Here is a 16,675-nt window from a genome sequence, read left to right as displayed (position 1 = left end):
GTGGAGCAACTGGCCGCGCAGCGGTGACTTTTATAGCGCGACGATCTGGGTCGGAAGAGCGCGGCGATCAGGATGGCGAGTCAGTGTCGCGGCGCGATGATGATCGCCGCGATGATTGTCGCGCGCAAGAGTTTTGTTTGCTTTGATTGTCGCGGAGCGTCAATCAAGCGAGCGTTTTTTGTGTCGCGTGCTCCGGTGGCCGCCCTGGACCACGCTTTCGCTCGAGGGCAGTCCGCCTGCGATAGCTCTCGACGTTCATCTCGACGATGGTGGCGTGGTGAACAAGGCGATCGATCGCCGCGAGGGTCATAGCTGGGTCCGGAAAGACCTTGTTCCATTCTCCAAAGGGCTGATTGGCGGTGATCAGCAAAGAGCGTCGCTCGTAGCGTGCGCTGATGAGCTCGAACAGCACACTGGTCTCGGCCTGGTCCTTGGTGACATAGGCAAGATCGTCCAAGATGACGAGATCGAAGCGATCGAGGCGGTTGATGGCGCCCTCGAGGTTGAGCTCGCGGCGAGCCACCTGGAGCTTCTGCACGAGATCAGTGGTGCGGGTGAACAGGACGCGCCATCCGTTCTCGATGAGGGCCAAGCCGATTGCTGCCGCCAAGTGGCTCTTGCCTCCACCGGGCGGACCAAACAGCAGCAGATTGGCGCCCTTGCCGAGCCAGCCGTCGCCGGCGGCGAGTGCGGTCATTTGCGCCTTGGAGATCATCGGCACGGCCTCGAAGTCGAAGCTGTCAAAGGTCTTTCCGGTAGGCAGCCGCGCCTCGACGAGATGGCGCTCGATGCGGCGGCGGCCGCGCTCAGCGATCTCGTGCTCGGCAATGGTGGCGAGGAAGCGCGCCGCCGGCCAGCCTTCTATATCGGATTGCTCGGCAAATTGCGGCCACAGCGCCTTGATGGCGGGCAGCCGCAGCTCGTTGAGCAACAGATTGAGGCGCGCGGTGTCGACTACGTTGGTTGTGCTCATGCGGCGCCTCCGATCTCGGCGGTACCGATGAGGCATTCATAGGTGGCGAGCGGTGCGAGGCGTACCACGACGTTCGGCACCTGGGCGGGATCCGGGGCGAAGTGAGTACGTAGCCGGTTGAGGTCGGGCAGCCGGCCGTCGTTCAGGTCAGCCGTGAGCTGATTGGCGAGTTCGGCCTCGCAACCGCGCTCATGGGCGAGTGCGAGGAGATCGACCATGATCCGGCAGGCCTTCTTGTCCGGTAAGCGTTTGCGCAAGACGTCGAAGGCTCGGCGGTAAGCTTCCCGGGGGAACAGCTGGTCGCGGTAGACCAGGTTGAGGAGCGCCATCGGCTTGCGCCGCAAGGAATGGATCACGTGCCGATAATCGACGACCTGATCGTGCTTGCCATTGGGATGCGGCCGCCCGCGCGGCAAGGTGAGGAGATGCGTGCCGCCGACAAACACGTCGAGGTGATCGTCATACAGGCGCACCCGCAGCCGATGGCCGATCAAGCGCGACGGCACCGTGTAGAACACCTTGCGCAAGGTGAAGCCGCCGGACGACGTCACGTGGACGATCACCTCTTCATAGTCCGACGTGCGGCGGTCCGGCAGATCCTGAAGTGCGCTACGTTCACTGTCGATCCGCTTGGCGTTGCGGGCATTGCGGCGGCTGGCGATCTCATCGATGAAGCCACGATAGGCAGCTAGATCGTCGAAGTCGGCGGTGCCACGCAGCAACAGCGCGTCGCCGATCGCTCGCTTGAGATGACCATGCGAACTCTCGATCGCCCCGTTCTCGTGGGCGATGCCACGATTGTTGCGGGAAGGCCGCATGCCGTAATGGGCACAGAGGTCTTCGTATCGCCGCGTCAGATCGTCTTTGGCGTCGCGGTCGAGATTGCAAAAGGCGGCCGACAGGCTGTCGGTGCGATGCTCCCGTGGCGCCCCACCGAGTGACCACAAGGCATTCTGCAGGCCTTCGGCCAGAGCGACGAAGCTCTCACCGCCGAGCACGACATGGGCGTGCTCAAACCCGGAATAGGCCAGCCGGAAGTGATAGAGACGATGGTCGAGCGGTACGCCCGCGATCGTGACACCCAATTCGCCCATGTCGGTGAAGTCGGACAGGCCGCGCTGACCGGGTTCGTGGGTCTGGCGGAAGATGACCTCCTGCTCCTCGCCGTGGATCGCCCGCCAGGCCCGGATCCGGCGCTCCAGCGTGCGACGGATGCCGGCGCCGAGCTCGGGATGGCGTCGGAGCAACTCCTCGAAGATCGTGACCGGCCGCACACCGGGGGCGGCCTTCAGCATCGGCGCGATATCTGTCTCAAATACGCGGGCCAAGGGATCTGGCCGGCGACGGCCGCGGGGAGCCTTCTTCTGCGACGGAAGGCGTCGATCCTTCTCGATCCGGTAAGCGGTCGAGGTGCTGAACGAAGCCTTGGCGGCGGCCACGGGTGGGCTATCGGTCTGACGGTACTTCATGTAGAGCCTCATTTGGTGATCGGTAATGTGTCGGCCTGGCACGCGAGTGATTCCTCTTGGCGGAAGAACCACTTGCATAACCAGCCGGCCGCGATCACCAGTCGGCGCGGTCCGCTGTGGATCGCGCCGACGCCGGGCTCGTAACTCCGGTCGGGCTACGCCCTCCCTGCGTCACGAGCCCGGCGTAGCCCTCTCATCATGGTCGACGCTCCACTTCCATCCTGTTCGCCGCGCGGCAGACTTTGGCGCTTACTCCAATCTGTCTATCGAAGTGGATGGTTTGACCAATCCCAATACAATTCACGCGCGTAACGTTCATCCTCGAAAGTCTTTGTGCGAGGTACGCCTCTAGCAGGCAGTTGAAAAACGTGCTCGCCGCCGACCAGCGACCGTGATTCATTGGCTCCGACGAGATTCGGAAATGATGCGTGCGCGGCGGCGACAATCGAACGGGCGAGCTGTTCAGCTACGTCGATCTCGAGGCTCGGGTGCGGCGTGACCATCCGCTGCAAGCGATCCGGACGATCGTGAACGAGGCGCTGTCGACGCTGGAGCGCGAGTTTGCCGCGCTCTATTCGCCGACTGGGCGGCCGTCGATCCCGCCGGAGAAGCTGCTGCGGGCGTGCTGTTGCCTCAGCGCAGCCGGCCAGTATGGTCCATAACGGACGAACCCGGTTGTGCGAGCACCTTCATGAGCTGGACAGGGGAGCACCGGCCCGGCGGCGTGCACTTCCCCGGCGCGTTGGTCACGAGCGTACGGTTCGGGGCGCAGGAATATCTTGCCACGCCCACACTGCGATCCGCTCGCAACTCTTGTAACTCTGACGGCAGTGATCGGTGGACGGCCTCGGGAGATCAACGCTGTCATGCGGTTTGCGAGACAGCTCATGACTGGAAGAGACCGTCGAAAAGCCAAACGCACGGCGCGCCCCGACAAGGCATCGCCGGACAGGTGCGAGAACACGCTTTGCAGAGAGCGGTTTCCGGAGGCGAGTCGGATCAGCCAACCCGAAGATCCTCAGCTGACATCTTGCCCGAACGCCCGGCCTTGAGCTGATAACTTACCCGAGCCCCCTCTTCGAGAGTGGTGTAACCGGCCCTTTCGACGGCACCGATGTGCACGAAGACATCGGGACCTCCGTCCTCAGGCCTGATGAACCCATAACCTTTGGTCGAGTTGAACCACTTCACAATACCCATTGCCACGGCGGCATCTCCATAGTGAACCGTTGTGATCTAGCGAAGAGTCTGCCGGCCATCAAGATGGTCGGCAAGACGCCAGCGTCGCTGCGCTGGTCACATGCTCGTTTTTTATCGCATGGTCTATCTGCGGCCGCATTGTGCAAACGACAGAAAGCGCCGTGACGTCGACCACACTTCGATTCAAGGCTTCAGGATCCGGATGACGTTTTGACCTTCGCTTCACTCGTCGCGCGCTAGCGGCTTACAGAAGAGTTGCAGAGCCTCGAACACGCCGCGCTCATCCGGAGCCGAGCTAAAGCGAATGGGATTGATCGTCGTTGAACGACAGGGCGGCCGTGAACTCCTTCGCGCAGCCTGGGATCAGGATAATCAATCCGCGCCATGCCTGCATTGAGCTACGTGACATGCTTTCTCAAGCACGAAGACAGTCCCAGAGCTGCGCTTTAGCTGTTCGCGTTTAGATATTAGCCGCACGCCGGCCATGTCGGACGAACAGGGGTCTGCGAGACAATCCTCAAGGAAGCGCATCTGGCAACTTACCGCCCGCTCGTCATGTTGTGGTTGAACGCCAGGAAACCCGCTCGCCAGCGGTGGAGGCTGTTCAAACCGGTAACTTGCGCATCTGACGACCTTCATCGCGTCTGCCGGCGGCTCATCAGCTCTCTCGCCTTGGGTTCGATGAATTCAGCTGAGCACCGTGAATACGTTGAGATAACCAATGGTCTCAGCCCGCTGACCGAATTTTACTCAGAACAAAGCCGCCTCGATGCATAGGTGTATTCAAGGGCCAGTTGACGCGCATATTCCCTGAGGTTGGCGGCGGCGCTGTGCCCCCCGTCGATGTTCTCGTAATAGAAGTAAGGCTGGCCCAGCGCGGCGAGCTTCGCGGCAGCTTTGCGGCCGTGCGCTGGATGCACGCGGTCGTCTTTGGTGGAGGTAAGAATTAGGGGAGCGGGATAAGTCTTGCCCGCCATCAGCTTCTGGTAGGGCGAGTAGCCTTCGATCCACGCACGCTGCTCGGCAATGGCAGGGTCACCGTACTCGCCGATCCAGGAGGCGCCTGCGCCCAGTTTGGTGTATCGAAGCATGTCAAACAGCGGCACCTTGATGATGGCCGCGTTGAAGAGTTCGGGACGTTGGGTGATTGCGGCGCCAACGAGCAGGCCGCCCTGGCTGCCGCCAATGATTCCGAGCCGGCTCGGACTTGTGATCTTCCGGCGGATCAGGTCCTCGGCAACGGCAATGAAATCATCCCATGTCGTCTGCTTCGTTGCCGTCTGGGCCGCTTGATGCCATTGTGGGCCAAACTCGCCGCCCCCACGCAGGTTCGCCACGACATAGGCATTGCCCTGTTCGAGCCAGAGCCGTCCCACCGGTCCCAGATAAGAGGGCAGAAGCGAAGCCTGGAAACCGCCATAGCCATAAAGAAGTGTCGGGATCGTCCCGTCAAATCTTGCGTTCTTCGGCCGCACCAGAAAATAGGGAATTGACGTGCCATCACGCGAAGTGGCTTCGAGCTGCTCCACGATATGATTGGACGCATCGAAGGCAGCCGGTGTCGTCTTCAACTCCTCAAGGCTTTTGCTTTCGACATCAAAATACCAGACTGAGGTTGGTCTGAGATAGCTCGAGACCGCGAACATGGCTCGGTCCGTTTCATCGGAGGTGGCTAACAGGCTGACATTTGCATGTTCCGGCAGCGGGATGGGCGCCGCGGACCAAGCTCCGTGATCGTACTTATAAGCGAACGCTCTGCTCTGAACGTTCTCAAGGATCGTCAGGATCAACAAATTCTTTGTGGCGCCTAACCCGCTCAGGGCCTGGCGGGGCCCAGGTTGGAAGACGAGCGAGGCTTTGGCACGCATCGGATCCTGTTTCCATTCGGCCAGATCATACGAAATCAGCGATCCGGCGGCGAAGCTGATATCGCCTGGCGGCCTCCAATCTTCATCAAGCCTTACAAGCAGGTGACCACCCACTAGACCGATCATCGCGGCCTTCTTCGGCAGATTGAGCTTGACGGGCCCATTGGGGCGGAAGACCACATACTCGGACTCGAAAGAGCTGATTGCGCGGATCGCGCCGGTCTCATGAATGTTGCCCTCGCTGTCACGAAGCACGAAGGGGGACATCGAAACGTCGGTGGGCTCGCCACGAAAGATCTCGCGAGCCTCACTGAGCGCCTGAGCGCGTTTGAGCTCCTTCACCACAAAGGGGTAGCCGGCTTGCGTCAAAGTCCCCTCGCCCCAGTCACGTGCAACAAGGAGTGTGTCACGATCGACCCAGCTGACGTGCTGCTTGCCCTCTGGGAGATAAAAGCCATCCGCAACGAAGGTCTTGGCGTCGCAGTCGAATTCTCGTATGGACGCGGCATCCTTGCCGCCATCGGAAAAACTAATCAGGCAGAGGCGCTCTTCAGGCGGAAGGCAGCTGCTACCTTGAAAGATCCAATTCCTGTTCTCGGCGACCGCCAAGGCGTCCACGTCGAGAATGGTTTCCCACTGTGGGTCTTGGCTACGATAGCTCTTAAGCGTGGTGCGCCGCCAGATGCCGCGCAGGTGGTTCTCGTCTCGCCAGAAATTCTCCAAAGCTCGCCGTTCCAACGAAACGTATGCGATCCTATCCTTGGCCTGCAGGATGGAGAGCGCCTGTTCGTAGAAGTGCCGATAGCGAAGATCTGACTGGAGCACCCCGAGCGTCTTCTCGTTCTCGGCGCGGGCCCAAGCCACTGCGTCTGGCCCTTCGATCTCCTCGAGCCAAAGGAATGGGTCATCAGTCACCGTTCCGTTCGCTCCTGTGAAAGCCCCGTGGAAGTGAAGCGGGATTCGAAAGCAGCGTAGCGGACAAGAGTGATGTTTTCATGGACTTGCTCCGGCTGAGGTCCAGCGGCCACGCTCGCGGGCCCTGGCGCGTCAAGCAGACGCGGCGGAAAGCACGGAAGCGCATGACACAGCGCCGCTTGCGCTATGTCGCGGACCATCCACTGCAAGCTGCGTGCCGGCTAAAGAGCCACAAGCCTCAAGGATCCTCGTCGGATCATGAAAGTGCATCCCGAGATTAGAGACCATCTGTTCGAGTACGTGCAAGCGCTGACATTTCAGTGCGTCCAGACAGGATTGTGCGGGGTACGGCACCATCGTGAACAGCGCCTCGCGAGCTGGATTTGCCTTGCTGGTGATGACTCCCGCGTGCTGCCAGTCACCCACGATTACCTGTCCTCGGTGCTGGGACTGCGCCGCGCGGGGGTGACCGAAACATTGATCCGCTTCGAGGAGCAAGCCCTGATTCGCAAGATGCGAGGCGTCTTGCAGATCGATGAACACAAATTACTCGAAAATAAAGCGTACCGTTGCTACAAGTTCGTCTCAGCTGCCTATGCTCCCTCCTTATCAGTCCGCGCTCTCGGTGAAGAACAGACGAGCTAGCAACTCGCCACTGGCGTTCTGCGTCCTTCGGGTGCTTGTGACCGCGAACTTGAGACAATTCGCCCCGAGAAGGTCACCCCGTCACCAATCAATCGCTCCCCTTGCGCCGTGTAGCGGGCGGTGGGTGACCGGTCGTCGGCGATACCTGGCTGGTCAGCTGGCGGTTGTCGCAACGCTGACGCGTCGTCGTTCAGCCGCGCGATGCGTCCGGCCATTAGCGGGCGGCCGGACGATGAAACGCAATTCAAGGTTGAGCATCAACGCAAGATCCTGCTGCCTTGGCCCAACGAGTTCGGTTGCCGACCAGCCGAGGCCTGTCGTATCTTGTATATTGATCATGACATTTTCCACGGCGCAGCCCGCCAGCCGACTTCGTCAATTGGGTGCCCGGCGCATGGATAGTGTCCCTTCCGAAGATTCCTGGCAGCCAAGACAAGGCCCGGCGAGTCATCTCACGCTCAGAATTCTGATTGTCGCCTACGCCAGCGCGACCCGCAGCGATACGTTCCATTGATGTCACCGACCAATTCTCGCAATTGATCACAACGTTGACACTGCGCTCCGACCGGCAGTCACGTTTTCAAGAGCGTTATGCGTCGATTATCTCACCTCGCCTAGTGGTCCGCGGCGCCCGCAGTGACGATCGGCGACCGAATAAAAGCACGCCCCTATTCATAGTAACAGCGCCTGTATGGCTATACAGCTGCGGTCGCGTAATTCGCTTCGCATTGCGCTGGAGCAACCCACAGTCGCTCCTTACATTTCGCTAGATCTGCATCAGCGGCAGCGGAATGGCGGCCGTTACTCAATAAGACGCAACCGCCGCGCCTTGACGACGCACTGGGTACGGCTGGTCGTTTCCAGCTTTCGCATTGCATTTTTGACATGAAAGTTGACGGTGTTCTCGCTTACTTTCAAGATGACTCCGATGGCCCAGGATGACTTCCCTTCCTCGACCCATCGCAAGCACTGTCTTTCCCGTGACGACAGACCAACCCCTTGCACATCCGCCATGAGTTTCTCCTGGAGCAGAGAGGACGTGGAACGAGATCAGCAAATGCCATACCAGTCCGTGGCACCTCAAACTCTCGCGGCAGGACAAGATCTTGGGAGATTGCCGGTTCACTTCTCCGGAGACTGCCACCCAACTGCAGCCCTATCGACGGATTGCGACATATGTCGAAAACGCAACAGCAGCAACTACGACAACCGTAGCAGTCCATATTTGCTCAACATCTGTGTGAGCTGGATATCACCTTTTGGCCAGGCGCCCTCCCGCAAGGGGTGAATGCTCTGTGAAGGGCCCTAGCACCCGGCTTGCGAGCCGAGATCCTTCATTTGCACCAAAGCTTTCCTTTCCAACGTGTCGGCTCGGATCCACCTATCACAACAGCCCCGGGTTAGGCGCCCATCCTATGGCGATCATGCAAGCTTTTACGTGCGAATCAACTACCAACGCTGGTCATTGATCGGCATCACAACAAAAAGTATGAGCAGTGCAGCTTGCGCCACTCGAAGGCCGGCCTCAGGACTTCTGTATGAAGTATCAACCACAATCCGCTCGGCCCAACGCAGGTCATCAATGCACTCCGCCGCCGCCTGTCGAAATGCTTCGTGCCCAGGTCTGCTCGAATGGCGAGCTCTCGTTTCTGATGGAGGCGCATGACGGCCTGTCCGCGACAATCGCCCAGCGCTCAGGATTCAAGGGGCTCTGGGCGTCCGGTCTGTCCATTGCGTGTTCTCTAGGTTACCGCGACGCGAACGAAGCATCGTGGAGCCAGCTTGTCGACGCCGTTGAGCGGATCGTGGATTCAAGCCAACTTCCTGTCTTGGTTGACGGCGACGGCGGCTTCGGGAACTTCGACAATGCCCGCCTACTGGCTCGTAAGCTCCGTGAGCGTGCCGCTGCGGGTGTTGCACTGGAAGACAGCTGCTTTCCGAAGATGAACTCCTTTGTCGGCAATCGTCATCCCCTCGCGGAGGTCAATGAGTTCTGTGGCCGCTTGCAGGCAGTAAAGGACACGCTAGCGACGGATCTCGTCCTTGTGGCTCGAATCGAAGCGCTCATCGCCGGCCATGGTATGCACGAAGCACTTTCACGCGCTCACGCGTACAGGGAAGCCGGAGCGGATGCGATCCTCATTCATTCGCGAAGCAGCTCCGCAGACGAAATTCTTTCATTCGCACGCGCCTGGCAGAACAGCCTGCCCGTCGTCATCGTTCAACCATTCCATGCGAGCCGCGGTCAGCGCGATGCGGCAACTCTGCGACCGCCTCTTCGCTGAGGAGAACGCGACAACGATCGAGCCGAATATCGCAGACCTCGAAGAGGTGTTTGACATGCTCCAATACGATGAGCTCGCCAGGGCTGAGAAGCGGTACCTTCAGCCCAATAAGCGATAGCAATGATTTTGTTTGGCCCCATTCACTCTGCTTTGGCCAACAGGGGCTGGACCTTAAGTTGGAATCTCACAGAGGTGATACGCACATCACCTGACGCTTTGCAGCGAAACCGATACGCCTGTTAGTTGGGGCGAACAAACAATGAGTAATACCCCAAGAAAGGCCGTCATTCTCGCAGCTGGTGTCGGCTCGCGCCTGAGACCGCTGACAGATCTGCGTCCAAAGCCTTTGGTCGAAGTCAACGGCACGCCTATCCTCTTCAATGCTCTGCGTAATCTGGACATAGCCGGGGTGAAAGACGTCACTATCGTGGTCGGCTATCGAAAGGACGCCATTCAATACGCGTGCGGTCAGCGCTTTGGCACGCTGGAGATCAATTATCTCGAGACGCCCGCATTCGAGCGTACCGGAAGCGCCTATTCGCTGTGGCTCGCGCGAGACTCACTTCTGTCGGGCGACTGCTATTTGCTCGAAGGGGACGTCTTTTTCGAGGAGGATGTTCTACGCTGCTTGATGGGCGAGGCTCCTGATGCCGCCGCCGTAGCTCCCTTTACCGAAATCATGCAAGGATCCGCCGTTTTTCTGTCGGATAGCGGACTGATTTCCGCGTTCCGGATGAAGCAAACCTCGGCAAGCCGCCCCGCCGACCGTCCGCCCCTCTTTAAAACACTCAATGTGATGCGGTTCGCGGCTTCGACTCTCAGAACCATGATTGTCCAGCGCTCAACGAGATCATCGGCTCCGGCGCGACGCGGGCCTACACTGAAGAACTGCTCGCCTATCTGATTGAACAGCGCGGACTGCAGCTTGCGGCAGCCCGATGCGATGGTCTTAAGTGGTACGAGATCGACACACCCGTCGATCTGCAGATCGCCGAAACCATCTTCGCGAGCCGGCCGGTATTGCGGCAGCGACCGAGTTTAGACAATAAGTGAGAAATTGCCCGCTTGGACACCGGAGCCGAAGCCAATCGACCTGCAGATCTGATGTCCATGTCGATCAACCAACGGCAAGTATTGCCTGGTCACCACTTTGGCGCTCCGCCGCTGGTGCTCCTTGCTATCCTGGCGGACTCCCTCTCCTTCGATCCGATCAAAGGGCAATAGGTACGAGGCCAGCCCAAGCTCGAGAAAGCGATGGGCCTGGGCAACCAGAACGAGATTTGTTGATTGCGATTGATGAGGAAATGACCTGCTTGCAATCGAAAGGAGAAATCTACGCTTCAGAGGACAGGGGCGGACTAGCGTTGCCGCAGCAAGGCACCTCGTCAAGTGGACATAGAAAACAGCAGGAGCAAAGAGATGATTGAATACCTGGTTGATCGTGCAAATGCAATCACGGCTTGCTCCTATGTCTTCGCAGTCGTCGGCGTCTTCCTAGCCCTGAATGGTAGACCGGAGCTCGGCGCTGCCGCGATGCTTTGGACATGGTTTTTGGATCATTGGGACGGGCACATTGCTCGCAAGACCCGTCATATGCGTCTGCCGGGAATGGCTGAGTTCGGACAAAGCTTCGATGGCTTTGCCGATTTTGTACATGGGGTCTGGTTTCCCGCCGTCATTATCATCCTTGTGGGTGACGGCTCGGGAATCTCGTTTGGTGCCAGCCTCGTGCTCGTCGTGTCGGGTGCGATCAGGCTGAGCTATTTCGAAAATGTCGGCCTAACGGCTGACGCGAAGTTCATCGGAATTCCAGTTTCGTATGGTACGCCCTTATTGGCTGTGATGTTGCTGATTCGGCCACTCATCTGGGCGGAATTGTTCCCGACAGTTCTGGCTCTCGCTTTCACAGCACTTGCTACTCTCTACGTCTCCACCTTTGTGCGGGTTCCAGCGATACAGGGCCGCGCAATTCCAATTGCAACGATCGGAGCGATCGCGCTTTCGGTGGCCCTGGTAGCGATCAGCTTGTCTAGTCCCAGCTAAGCGGGCCGTCCCGTGCCGGCGCAGCTGGCCCCACGACCAATCTGGTGCGGCGGAAAGTAAGGACACTACGAGGAGGCAATTGTCTGGTTGCTGATCCTTCGGTTGATTCGGAACAACGTGATGGCGACATAAGCCGGACGGGACGACGCGCTCCAGCCCACGGATAGCGCACTCAGCCGGTTTACACGTCCAATGTCTGAACATAGGTCGCGAGAATTCACCGGCTCACGATGCATTACCGGCCATTGGCAAGATTGCGAATGGAGTGTTCGACGTCATGGAGCCCGCGCACTGCAAATCACAAGCCATTGTCCCCGGGCGGGCTGTTTTGGTTCCCGCGATCGGTCGTGTGCGCCTGGAAAGCGCCGCACCGCCGGCCGAGCTGTTATCGCCTTCCTCTGGCTATAGTGAGATTGGTCCGATATCCTTCCTCGCATCACCGAGAAAGTCCTCACGGCGGTCGACAAATTGCTGCGCCCAGATTTCCGCGGTTATCGCATTCCAAAGCCAACGAACTTCGACAGGTTGGTAGGGCCGCTTTCCGCGTCTCAGCAGGCGCTCCACATCTGCCAGGTTGACGATCCTAACTCGGGCTCGCCTGCCCGGGGCGAACAGCCGCGAATACAAATCGTCGATCACATCGGCCATGTCGGCGTCATACTGAAACTGTTGAATATACTTCTTTCTGTGCGTGACGACGCGCGGAAGAACGAGCTCCGCAGCCTTGCGGAGAATCGCCTTCACTTGAGTTGGACCAACCTTTTGGCGATCGGGGATTCGGAGCGCTAGATCTATCAGGTGCTTACTGGCGTAAGGCATGCAAGATTTAAGGCCAAACTCCGCCGCGAGCACCTCCTGCGCCCCCATCCTGTTGTCCCATGAAGCCAATGCTGAGCCCAACATCCGAAAAAGCGGCGCGTCTTCATCAACAAAGGTCATTTCTTCTGTTGCCAGGCGACTTTGGTTCTGACCGGCTTTGCACGGCGCTGGCAAAGGGTGGCTGCCTTTCGTTGCACGGAAGATCGCACGGGCCAGCCAAGAAGCCGGAAGCGTGCCCGAGCACTCCGCAGAGCGCAGCTCGCGCAGAAGCCTTTTGGCGCCGGGCACATGACGTCCAAGCCATAGTCGGCGATGCGCGGGCATTCCTGCAAACAGTGTGTCGCACATATTTCCTGAAAACAGCGTGTCGACCTTCCCGACCGCCCCGCGCGCCAACGCATAGAGCTGCGGGAACTCATCATAGCCACCTGGGTCTTCCAAGCACCAGACTGTCGTCGGCAGCAGCTCGATCAGATCTTTCGGTCTGACGATGATCTCGTGGTGACAGGTTCCGAGAACCGACGACGTCTGCCGCGCACCAGCAATATCCGGATCGGACTCGCCGTGTCCGACCGTAAAGGTGCACAACCGCGTTCCAGGTAGGCGCTTGCGCAGCAGAGCCGCGATGAGCGCCGAATCGACGCCGCCACTCAGCGACACACCAATTCTGCCAGTTGCATCATGGGCATACGCATTGACAGATCTTTCGACCGCTTCGAGGACAGCTTTGGGCGAGACGGGCTGGCTCGGCGCCTCGTATTCGCAAGGCCGGGGCTTTGTGCGGACAATTTTCGGCGCCTCTAGGCCGACGATGACGGCGCTGCCGGGCAAGACTGGCCGAATGTCGTTGAAAAAGGTTCGACCAGGGGGGGCCCAACCGTTGTAAAGGAACGTATTGATCGCCGGCAGGTCAGGTTCGGAGCTGATCTGCGATACTGCAAGAAGCGCCTTATAGTGCGTCGCAAAGGCGGTCCAGTCCTTTCCCTGTGCAAAGACGAGCGGCATCACCCCGAACGGGTCACGGGCCAGGACCAAACTGCAAAGCGAGGCATCCCAGACGGCAATCGCGTAATGTCCATCCAAGTCATCAAAAAACTGGATGCCCTGTCTTCGATAGCCCTCCGCGACGTCATGCACGGAGAGTGACACCCCTTCCGCATTAAGCAGATGCCCCGTAGAGGCAATCAGCGTATTGCCCGAACGCGCCAGGCCACCATCAGAGCCAGCGCGGATAGCGAAGTGCGCCGGACCATATTCCCAAATGTGAACCTCTGATCCGCCTTGCGGGAGCAGCCGTCCCATTCGTCTCATCAGCGATCCGTCAATGCGACCCACAAATCCACACATGCTGCTCATCAAAGATCTCGCTCGGCCGATGTTGAAAGACAGCTACAAGGCGAGCCAATGTTATCGGGATCGATCGGGCTTGATGTGCTCATGGCAGCTCACGTTCACGAGGATCCACGCTACTCGGCACCAGATCGTGGTCACCGTGACAGAACCTTTGATCGGATCCCCGATCCGAGCCGACCACGCCGATCAAAGAACCCAGGCTCATGATCGCAGCGCGGTGAAGCCCCTCATTTCCAGATATCTGACGCTTGCGGGAGCAAAAGAGTCGCGGAGGATGTCCAGCTGGTATGGCGCCGATTCAAAGCCGAGGCGGACGCGTTGCGCGTCTGGCGGACGCAGACACACCAGACGAGGTTCGCAGCGATAAGCCAACTACCAATGCTGGTGATTGATCTAGATATCAGATGCATGCATGGATTGGACTTTACCGGATCGGGTCGTAGCGCCAATGCGGTTCGACATGCGTCCTCGACAGGTTTGGATGTCGTCATCGGCTCTGGTGCCTGCTTTTTTCGACCGGACCGGAAACCATCCAAGATCTGTCCGAATAGCAACTTCGGTCATAAATTTGTATGATGGAATCGTCCACTGCGCGCCAAAGGCGGGGAGCCTGCGGATGCCGCGGCGTGATGATCCGGCAAATAACAGGGTGGCCATGTCCATAGCCACCTGAGGGGACGTTGATTTTGACTATTTGCCCTGCACCAGCGCCATCAAACTCGCTCCAAGCTCTGCTTCCTCGGGAATTGTCACGGAGAGCAGGACGGAAGTGTCGTGTCCGGAATGATGTCGATGATTTTGGCGTCCCGGATCGCGTGGGGATGCACCACGACGTCGCGGCCGCTGACCAAAATGATACTGAAGTATGGCTCGACCTCGATATGGCGGACGATGTCAGTCTGAAAATCCAGCATGACTTGATGGGTCAGGCCGGCCGCGACTGTAAATGGGATGCCTCGCCAGGAGCCGGCGACATTTCGATGCATGTGGCCAAAGAACATGTGGCGGATGCGCGAGCTGAACGGGGCGATGACATCCCAAAGTTCTTCCTCGCCCTGCAGCGCGATCTGATCGAGCCGCTTCAGCCCTACTTTGACTGGCGCATGATGCATGAACATTAAAACTGGCTTATGGCTCTCCGTAAGCTGTGTCCTGAGCCATTCGAGGCGCACAGCATCAAACGCACCGCCATGCGTTCCGACGGCCCAGGTATCAAGCAGAAGACCAACATGATCTTGCAGATCGAATCTGCTGTGGGCGTAACCGTCAGCGGCCAAATGCTCTGGAAAGATCGCGCCGAATACGCTGCGATGATCATGGTTACCCACGGTGATATGCAGCGGAGGCAAGCAGAACTCCGCCACGACATCTCGGAACAGTTCATAGGACGCTCGATCCGCCCGATCGGTGACGTCGCCGCTGATGACCAGCGCTGCCGCATCGGAATGGTAGACTTCGATCTCGGAAAGACAAGCTCGTAGACGGGCCTGCGGGTCAATCCCTCGCAGCAGGCTTCCACTCGGGACCAGATGTGGATCGGTCAACTGGATGATTTTCATTGTCTCGCGCTGTTTGCTGGGTTGAAAGGCCCGAAATCCATGACCAGGGCAGCATAGGGCTCCCAGGCAAGCTTCCGGCGCTTGGCGTAGAAAGCGCCATTGTTGTGCAGGATGATGAAGGGTACTTCTTCTGCAAAGATCTTGAGGGCAGCTCGGGCGAGCTGCTTGCGCTCTTGGCCATCGCTTGATTGCGCGTAAGCGGCGCCGATCGACTGATACTGCGGCGAATCCCATATCTTGAGGGCGTGCTGGCCGCCGCCTGGGCCGTACTGACGCCAGACCATGGAGGTCGGGTCGGGCCAGGATGGCAGAAAGGATTCATCCCAGATCGCGCTCAATGGTTTTGTGTAGACCTGGCTGAAATTCTCCATCTGATGGAGCACGACGTTGACGCCGACAGCCTTCCACATCTGCACCAAGATTTGCGCCGTCAGCACCTGGTTTGGATACCAATTGTTGAGCAGACGGTAGGCAATTGGATGGCCATTGTAGCCGGCTTCGCGCAGTAACGCGCGTGACCTGTCGGGATCGTAGGCAGGTGCAGGAAAGGTAGGATCATAGACGTCCCCGAATATCGGATATTGCGCCCCATGTGGAACATCGATTCGTCCTCGCCAGAGCTGCGCCATGATGAGTTCGCGGTCGATCGCAAGGCTCAGCGCCTGGCGAATACGCCGGTCCGATAGCCATGGAGCGGTCGTATCGATCGCGAGCACGCGCAGATTGGATATGGCACCCCCGACAACATCGAACCGGGAGGTCTCAATGGACTCGAACTGATCCGGCAGTAGATCCGATATCAGATCATAGTCGCCCGCCAAAAGGCCATTGACCCGCGAAGCAACCTCAGGAACGATCCGGAACTCGATGCTGGCGAATGGCGGAAGGCCGCCCCAATACTCATCGTGAGACTTGAGGATCAGACTGACATCCTTCCGGTTGGACATCACACGATACGCACCAGCACCGATCGGCGCCTTGAACCAGTTTTCCCAGCTGCCGGCGTTGCGAAAGGCTGCTTCGCTGACGATTTGGGCACTCCAAGCGGCGAGCTTCTTATCGATCGCGGGATCGGGAATCGTTGTCGTGACAAGGACTGTGCTCGGTCCCGTCGCCTGCACCGAGGCGATATTCTGCTGGTATTGCGAGGCGATCGTATTGCCGGTCCGGGTAGGACCGAGCCTTCGCTCTTTGCCAAGCGAAAACACGATATCGCCGGTAGTTACGGTCGAGCCATCGTGAAACTTGACGCCGGGGCGGAGCGTGAATTCGACGCTAGTGCTGTCGATACGTCGCCAACTTTCCGCGATGGCTGGTTTGACGGCCATGTTGTGGCTAAAGTCGATGCGTAGCAGGCCATCGAACGCATTGGAGAGCATCCGTAGCGCCGGCGTGTTGTTGAGCATCACCGGGTCCGCGTAGTCCGGCTGCGTCGGCACAGCGACGACGATCCTGGGTCGCCCTGATTGGGCGAAAGCCAATTCAGGCACCGCAGCTCCAAGCGTAACAGCCTTCAGCAGGGACCTTCTACTCAGGCCGGGCATGG

At 59.0% G+C, this 16,675-nt stretch carries 10 protein-coding genes and 3 pseudogenes; 5 read left to right on the top strand and 8 right to left on the bottom strand.

What is annotated here, in order from left to right; genetic code table 11:
• Positions 1–163: 163 nt before the first annotated feature.
• Both istB and istA read right to left on the bottom strand, forming a co-directional pair.
• Entirely contained in the window at positions 164–973 is an 810-nt protein-coding gene (istB, locus tag ABIA42_RS01640; RefSeq protein WP_014497900.1) for an IS21-like element ISBj11 family helper ATPase IstB, read from the bottom strand.
• Positions 970–2,520 (bottom strand): IS21-like element ISBj11 family transposase, encoded by a 1,551-nt coding sequence (istA, locus tag ABIA42_RS01635; protein WP_080769320.1) that lies wholly within the window; start codon positions 2,518–2,520, stop codon positions 970–972. Before istA ends, istB begins: the two co-directional genes overlap by 4 nt.
• Positions 2,521–2,870: 350 nt before the next feature.
• Here istA and ABIA42_RS01630 point away from each other — a divergent pair.
• A pseudogene (locus tag ABIA42_RS01630) lies at positions 2,871–3,065 on the top strand (IS5/IS1182 family transposase); the annotation flags it as partial.
• Between the two features lie 376 nt (positions 3,066–3,441).
• On the opposite strand, the gene ABIA42_RS01625 reads toward ABIA42_RS01630, so the two are convergent.
• Positions 3,442–3,648 (bottom strand): cold-shock protein, encoded by a 207-nt coding sequence (locus ABIA42_RS01625; protein WP_018645234.1) that lies wholly within the window; start codon positions 3,646–3,648, stop codon positions 3,442–3,444.
• Positions 3,649–4,388: 740 nt separating this feature from the next.
• A complete protein-coding gene (locus tag ABIA42_RS01620; protein WP_202949173.1) occupies positions 4,389–6,425 on the bottom strand; it encodes a prolyl oligopeptidase family protein in 2,037 nt (678 codons plus the stop codon).
• Positions 6,426–6,683: 258 nt separating this feature from the next.
• On the opposite strand from ABIA42_RS01620, the gene ABIA42_RS01615 reads away from it, so the two are divergent.
• A complete protein-coding gene (locus ABIA42_RS01615) occupies positions 6,684–7,070 on the top strand; it encodes a Crp/Fnr family transcriptional regulator (protein WP_240537804.1) in 387 nt (128 codons plus the stop codon).
• Between the two features lie 801 nt (positions 7,071–7,871).
• Here ABIA42_RS01615 and ABIA42_RS01610 read toward each other — a convergent pair.
• Complete coding sequence (locus ABIA42_RS01610) at positions 7,872–8,084, bottom strand: helix-turn-helix transcriptional regulator (RefSeq protein ID WP_028153753.1); 213 nt, start codon at positions 8,082–8,084, stop codon at positions 7,872–7,874.
• Between the two features lie 593 nt (positions 8,085–8,677).
• On the opposite strand from ABIA42_RS01610, the pseudogene ABIA42_RS01605 reads away from it, so the two are divergent.
• From ABIA42_RS01605 to ABIA42_RS01595, 3 genes and pseudogenes are all read left to right on the top strand, one after another.
• Positions 8,678–9,473: pseudogene (locus ABIA42_RS01605) on the top strand (isocitrate lyase/phosphoenolpyruvate mutase family protein).
• A 141-nt stretch (positions 9,474–9,614) separates the two neighbouring features.
• Positions 9,615–10,408, top strand: a pseudogene (locus ABIA42_RS01600) (phosphocholine cytidylyltransferase family protein).
• 366 nt (positions 10,409–10,774) lie between these two features.
• Positions 10,775–11,398, top strand: coding sequence for a CDP-alcohol phosphatidyltransferase family protein (locus ABIA42_RS01595; RefSeq protein WP_028154439.1), 624 nt, complete (start codon positions 10,775–10,777; stop codon positions 11,396–11,398).
• A gap of 402 nt (positions 11,399–11,800) precedes the next feature.
• Here ABIA42_RS01595 and ABIA42_RS01590 read toward each other — a convergent pair whose 3' ends face one another.
• The 3 genes from ABIA42_RS01590 to ABIA42_RS01580 form a co-directional block, all read right to left on the bottom strand.
• The gene (locus tag ABIA42_RS01590) at positions 11,801–13,519 is read right to left on the bottom strand and encodes an asparagine synthetase B (protein ID WP_370115724.1); all 1,719 of its coding nucleotides are present in this window, start codon (positions 13,517–13,519) and stop codon (positions 11,801–11,803) included.
• Positions 13,520–14,319: 800 nt separating this feature from the next.
• Complete coding sequence (locus ABIA42_RS01585; protein WP_041959868.1) at positions 14,320–15,129, bottom strand: phosphodiesterase; 810 nt, start codon at positions 15,127–15,129, stop codon at positions 14,320–14,322.
• On the bottom strand, positions 15,126–16,673 hold the full coding sequence (locus ABIA42_RS01580) for an ABC transporter substrate-binding protein (protein ID WP_041959870.1): 1,548 nt from the start codon (positions 16,671–16,673) through the stop codon (positions 15,126–15,128). The genes ABIA42_RS01585 and ABIA42_RS01580 overlap by 4 nt, the downstream gene beginning before the upstream one ends.
• Positions 16,674–16,675: the final 2 nt, after the last annotated feature.

Source organism: Bradyrhizobium sp. USDA 327 (genome assembly GCF_041262065.1).
In the GTDB taxonomy this organism is placed as follows: Bacteria; Pseudomonadota; Alphaproteobacteria; order Rhizobiales; family Xanthobacteraceae; genus Bradyrhizobium; species Bradyrhizobium liaoningense.
Note: the sequence above shows the minus strand (reverse complement) of the source record. Positions and strands in the feature narration are given on the sequence as shown.

Coding starts and splice junctions, on each gene's coding strand:
- ABIA42_RS01595 (WP_028154439.1), top strand. CDS start 10,775: ATGATTGAATACCTGGTTGATCGTGCAAATGCAATCACGGCTTGCTCC.
- istB (WP_014497900.1), bottom strand. CDS start 973: ATGAGCACAACCAACGTAGTCGACACCGCGCGCCTCAATCTGTTGCTC.
- ABIA42_RS01585 (WP_041959868.1), bottom strand. CDS start 15,129: ATGAAAATCATCCAGTTGACCGATCCACATCTGGTCCCGAGTGGAAGC.
- istA (WP_080769320.1), bottom strand. CDS start 2,520: ATGCAAGTGGTTCTTCCGCCAAGAGGAATCACTCGCGTGCCAGGCCGA.
- ABIA42_RS01580 (WP_041959870.1), bottom strand. CDS start 16,673: ATGCCCGGCCTGAGTAGAAGGTCCCTGCTGAAGGCTGTTACGCTTGGA.
- ABIA42_RS01610 (WP_028153753.1), bottom strand. CDS start 8,084: ATGGCGGATGTGCAAGGGGTTGGTCTGTCGTCACGGGAAAGACAGTGC.
- ABIA42_RS01615 (WP_240537804.1), top strand. CDS start 6,684: ATGAAAGTGCATCCCGAGATTAGAGACCATCTGTTCGAGTACGTGCAA.
- ABIA42_RS01590 (WP_370115724.1), bottom strand. CDS start 13,519: ATGGGACGGCTGCTCCCGCAAGGCGGATCAGAGGTTCACATTTGGGAA.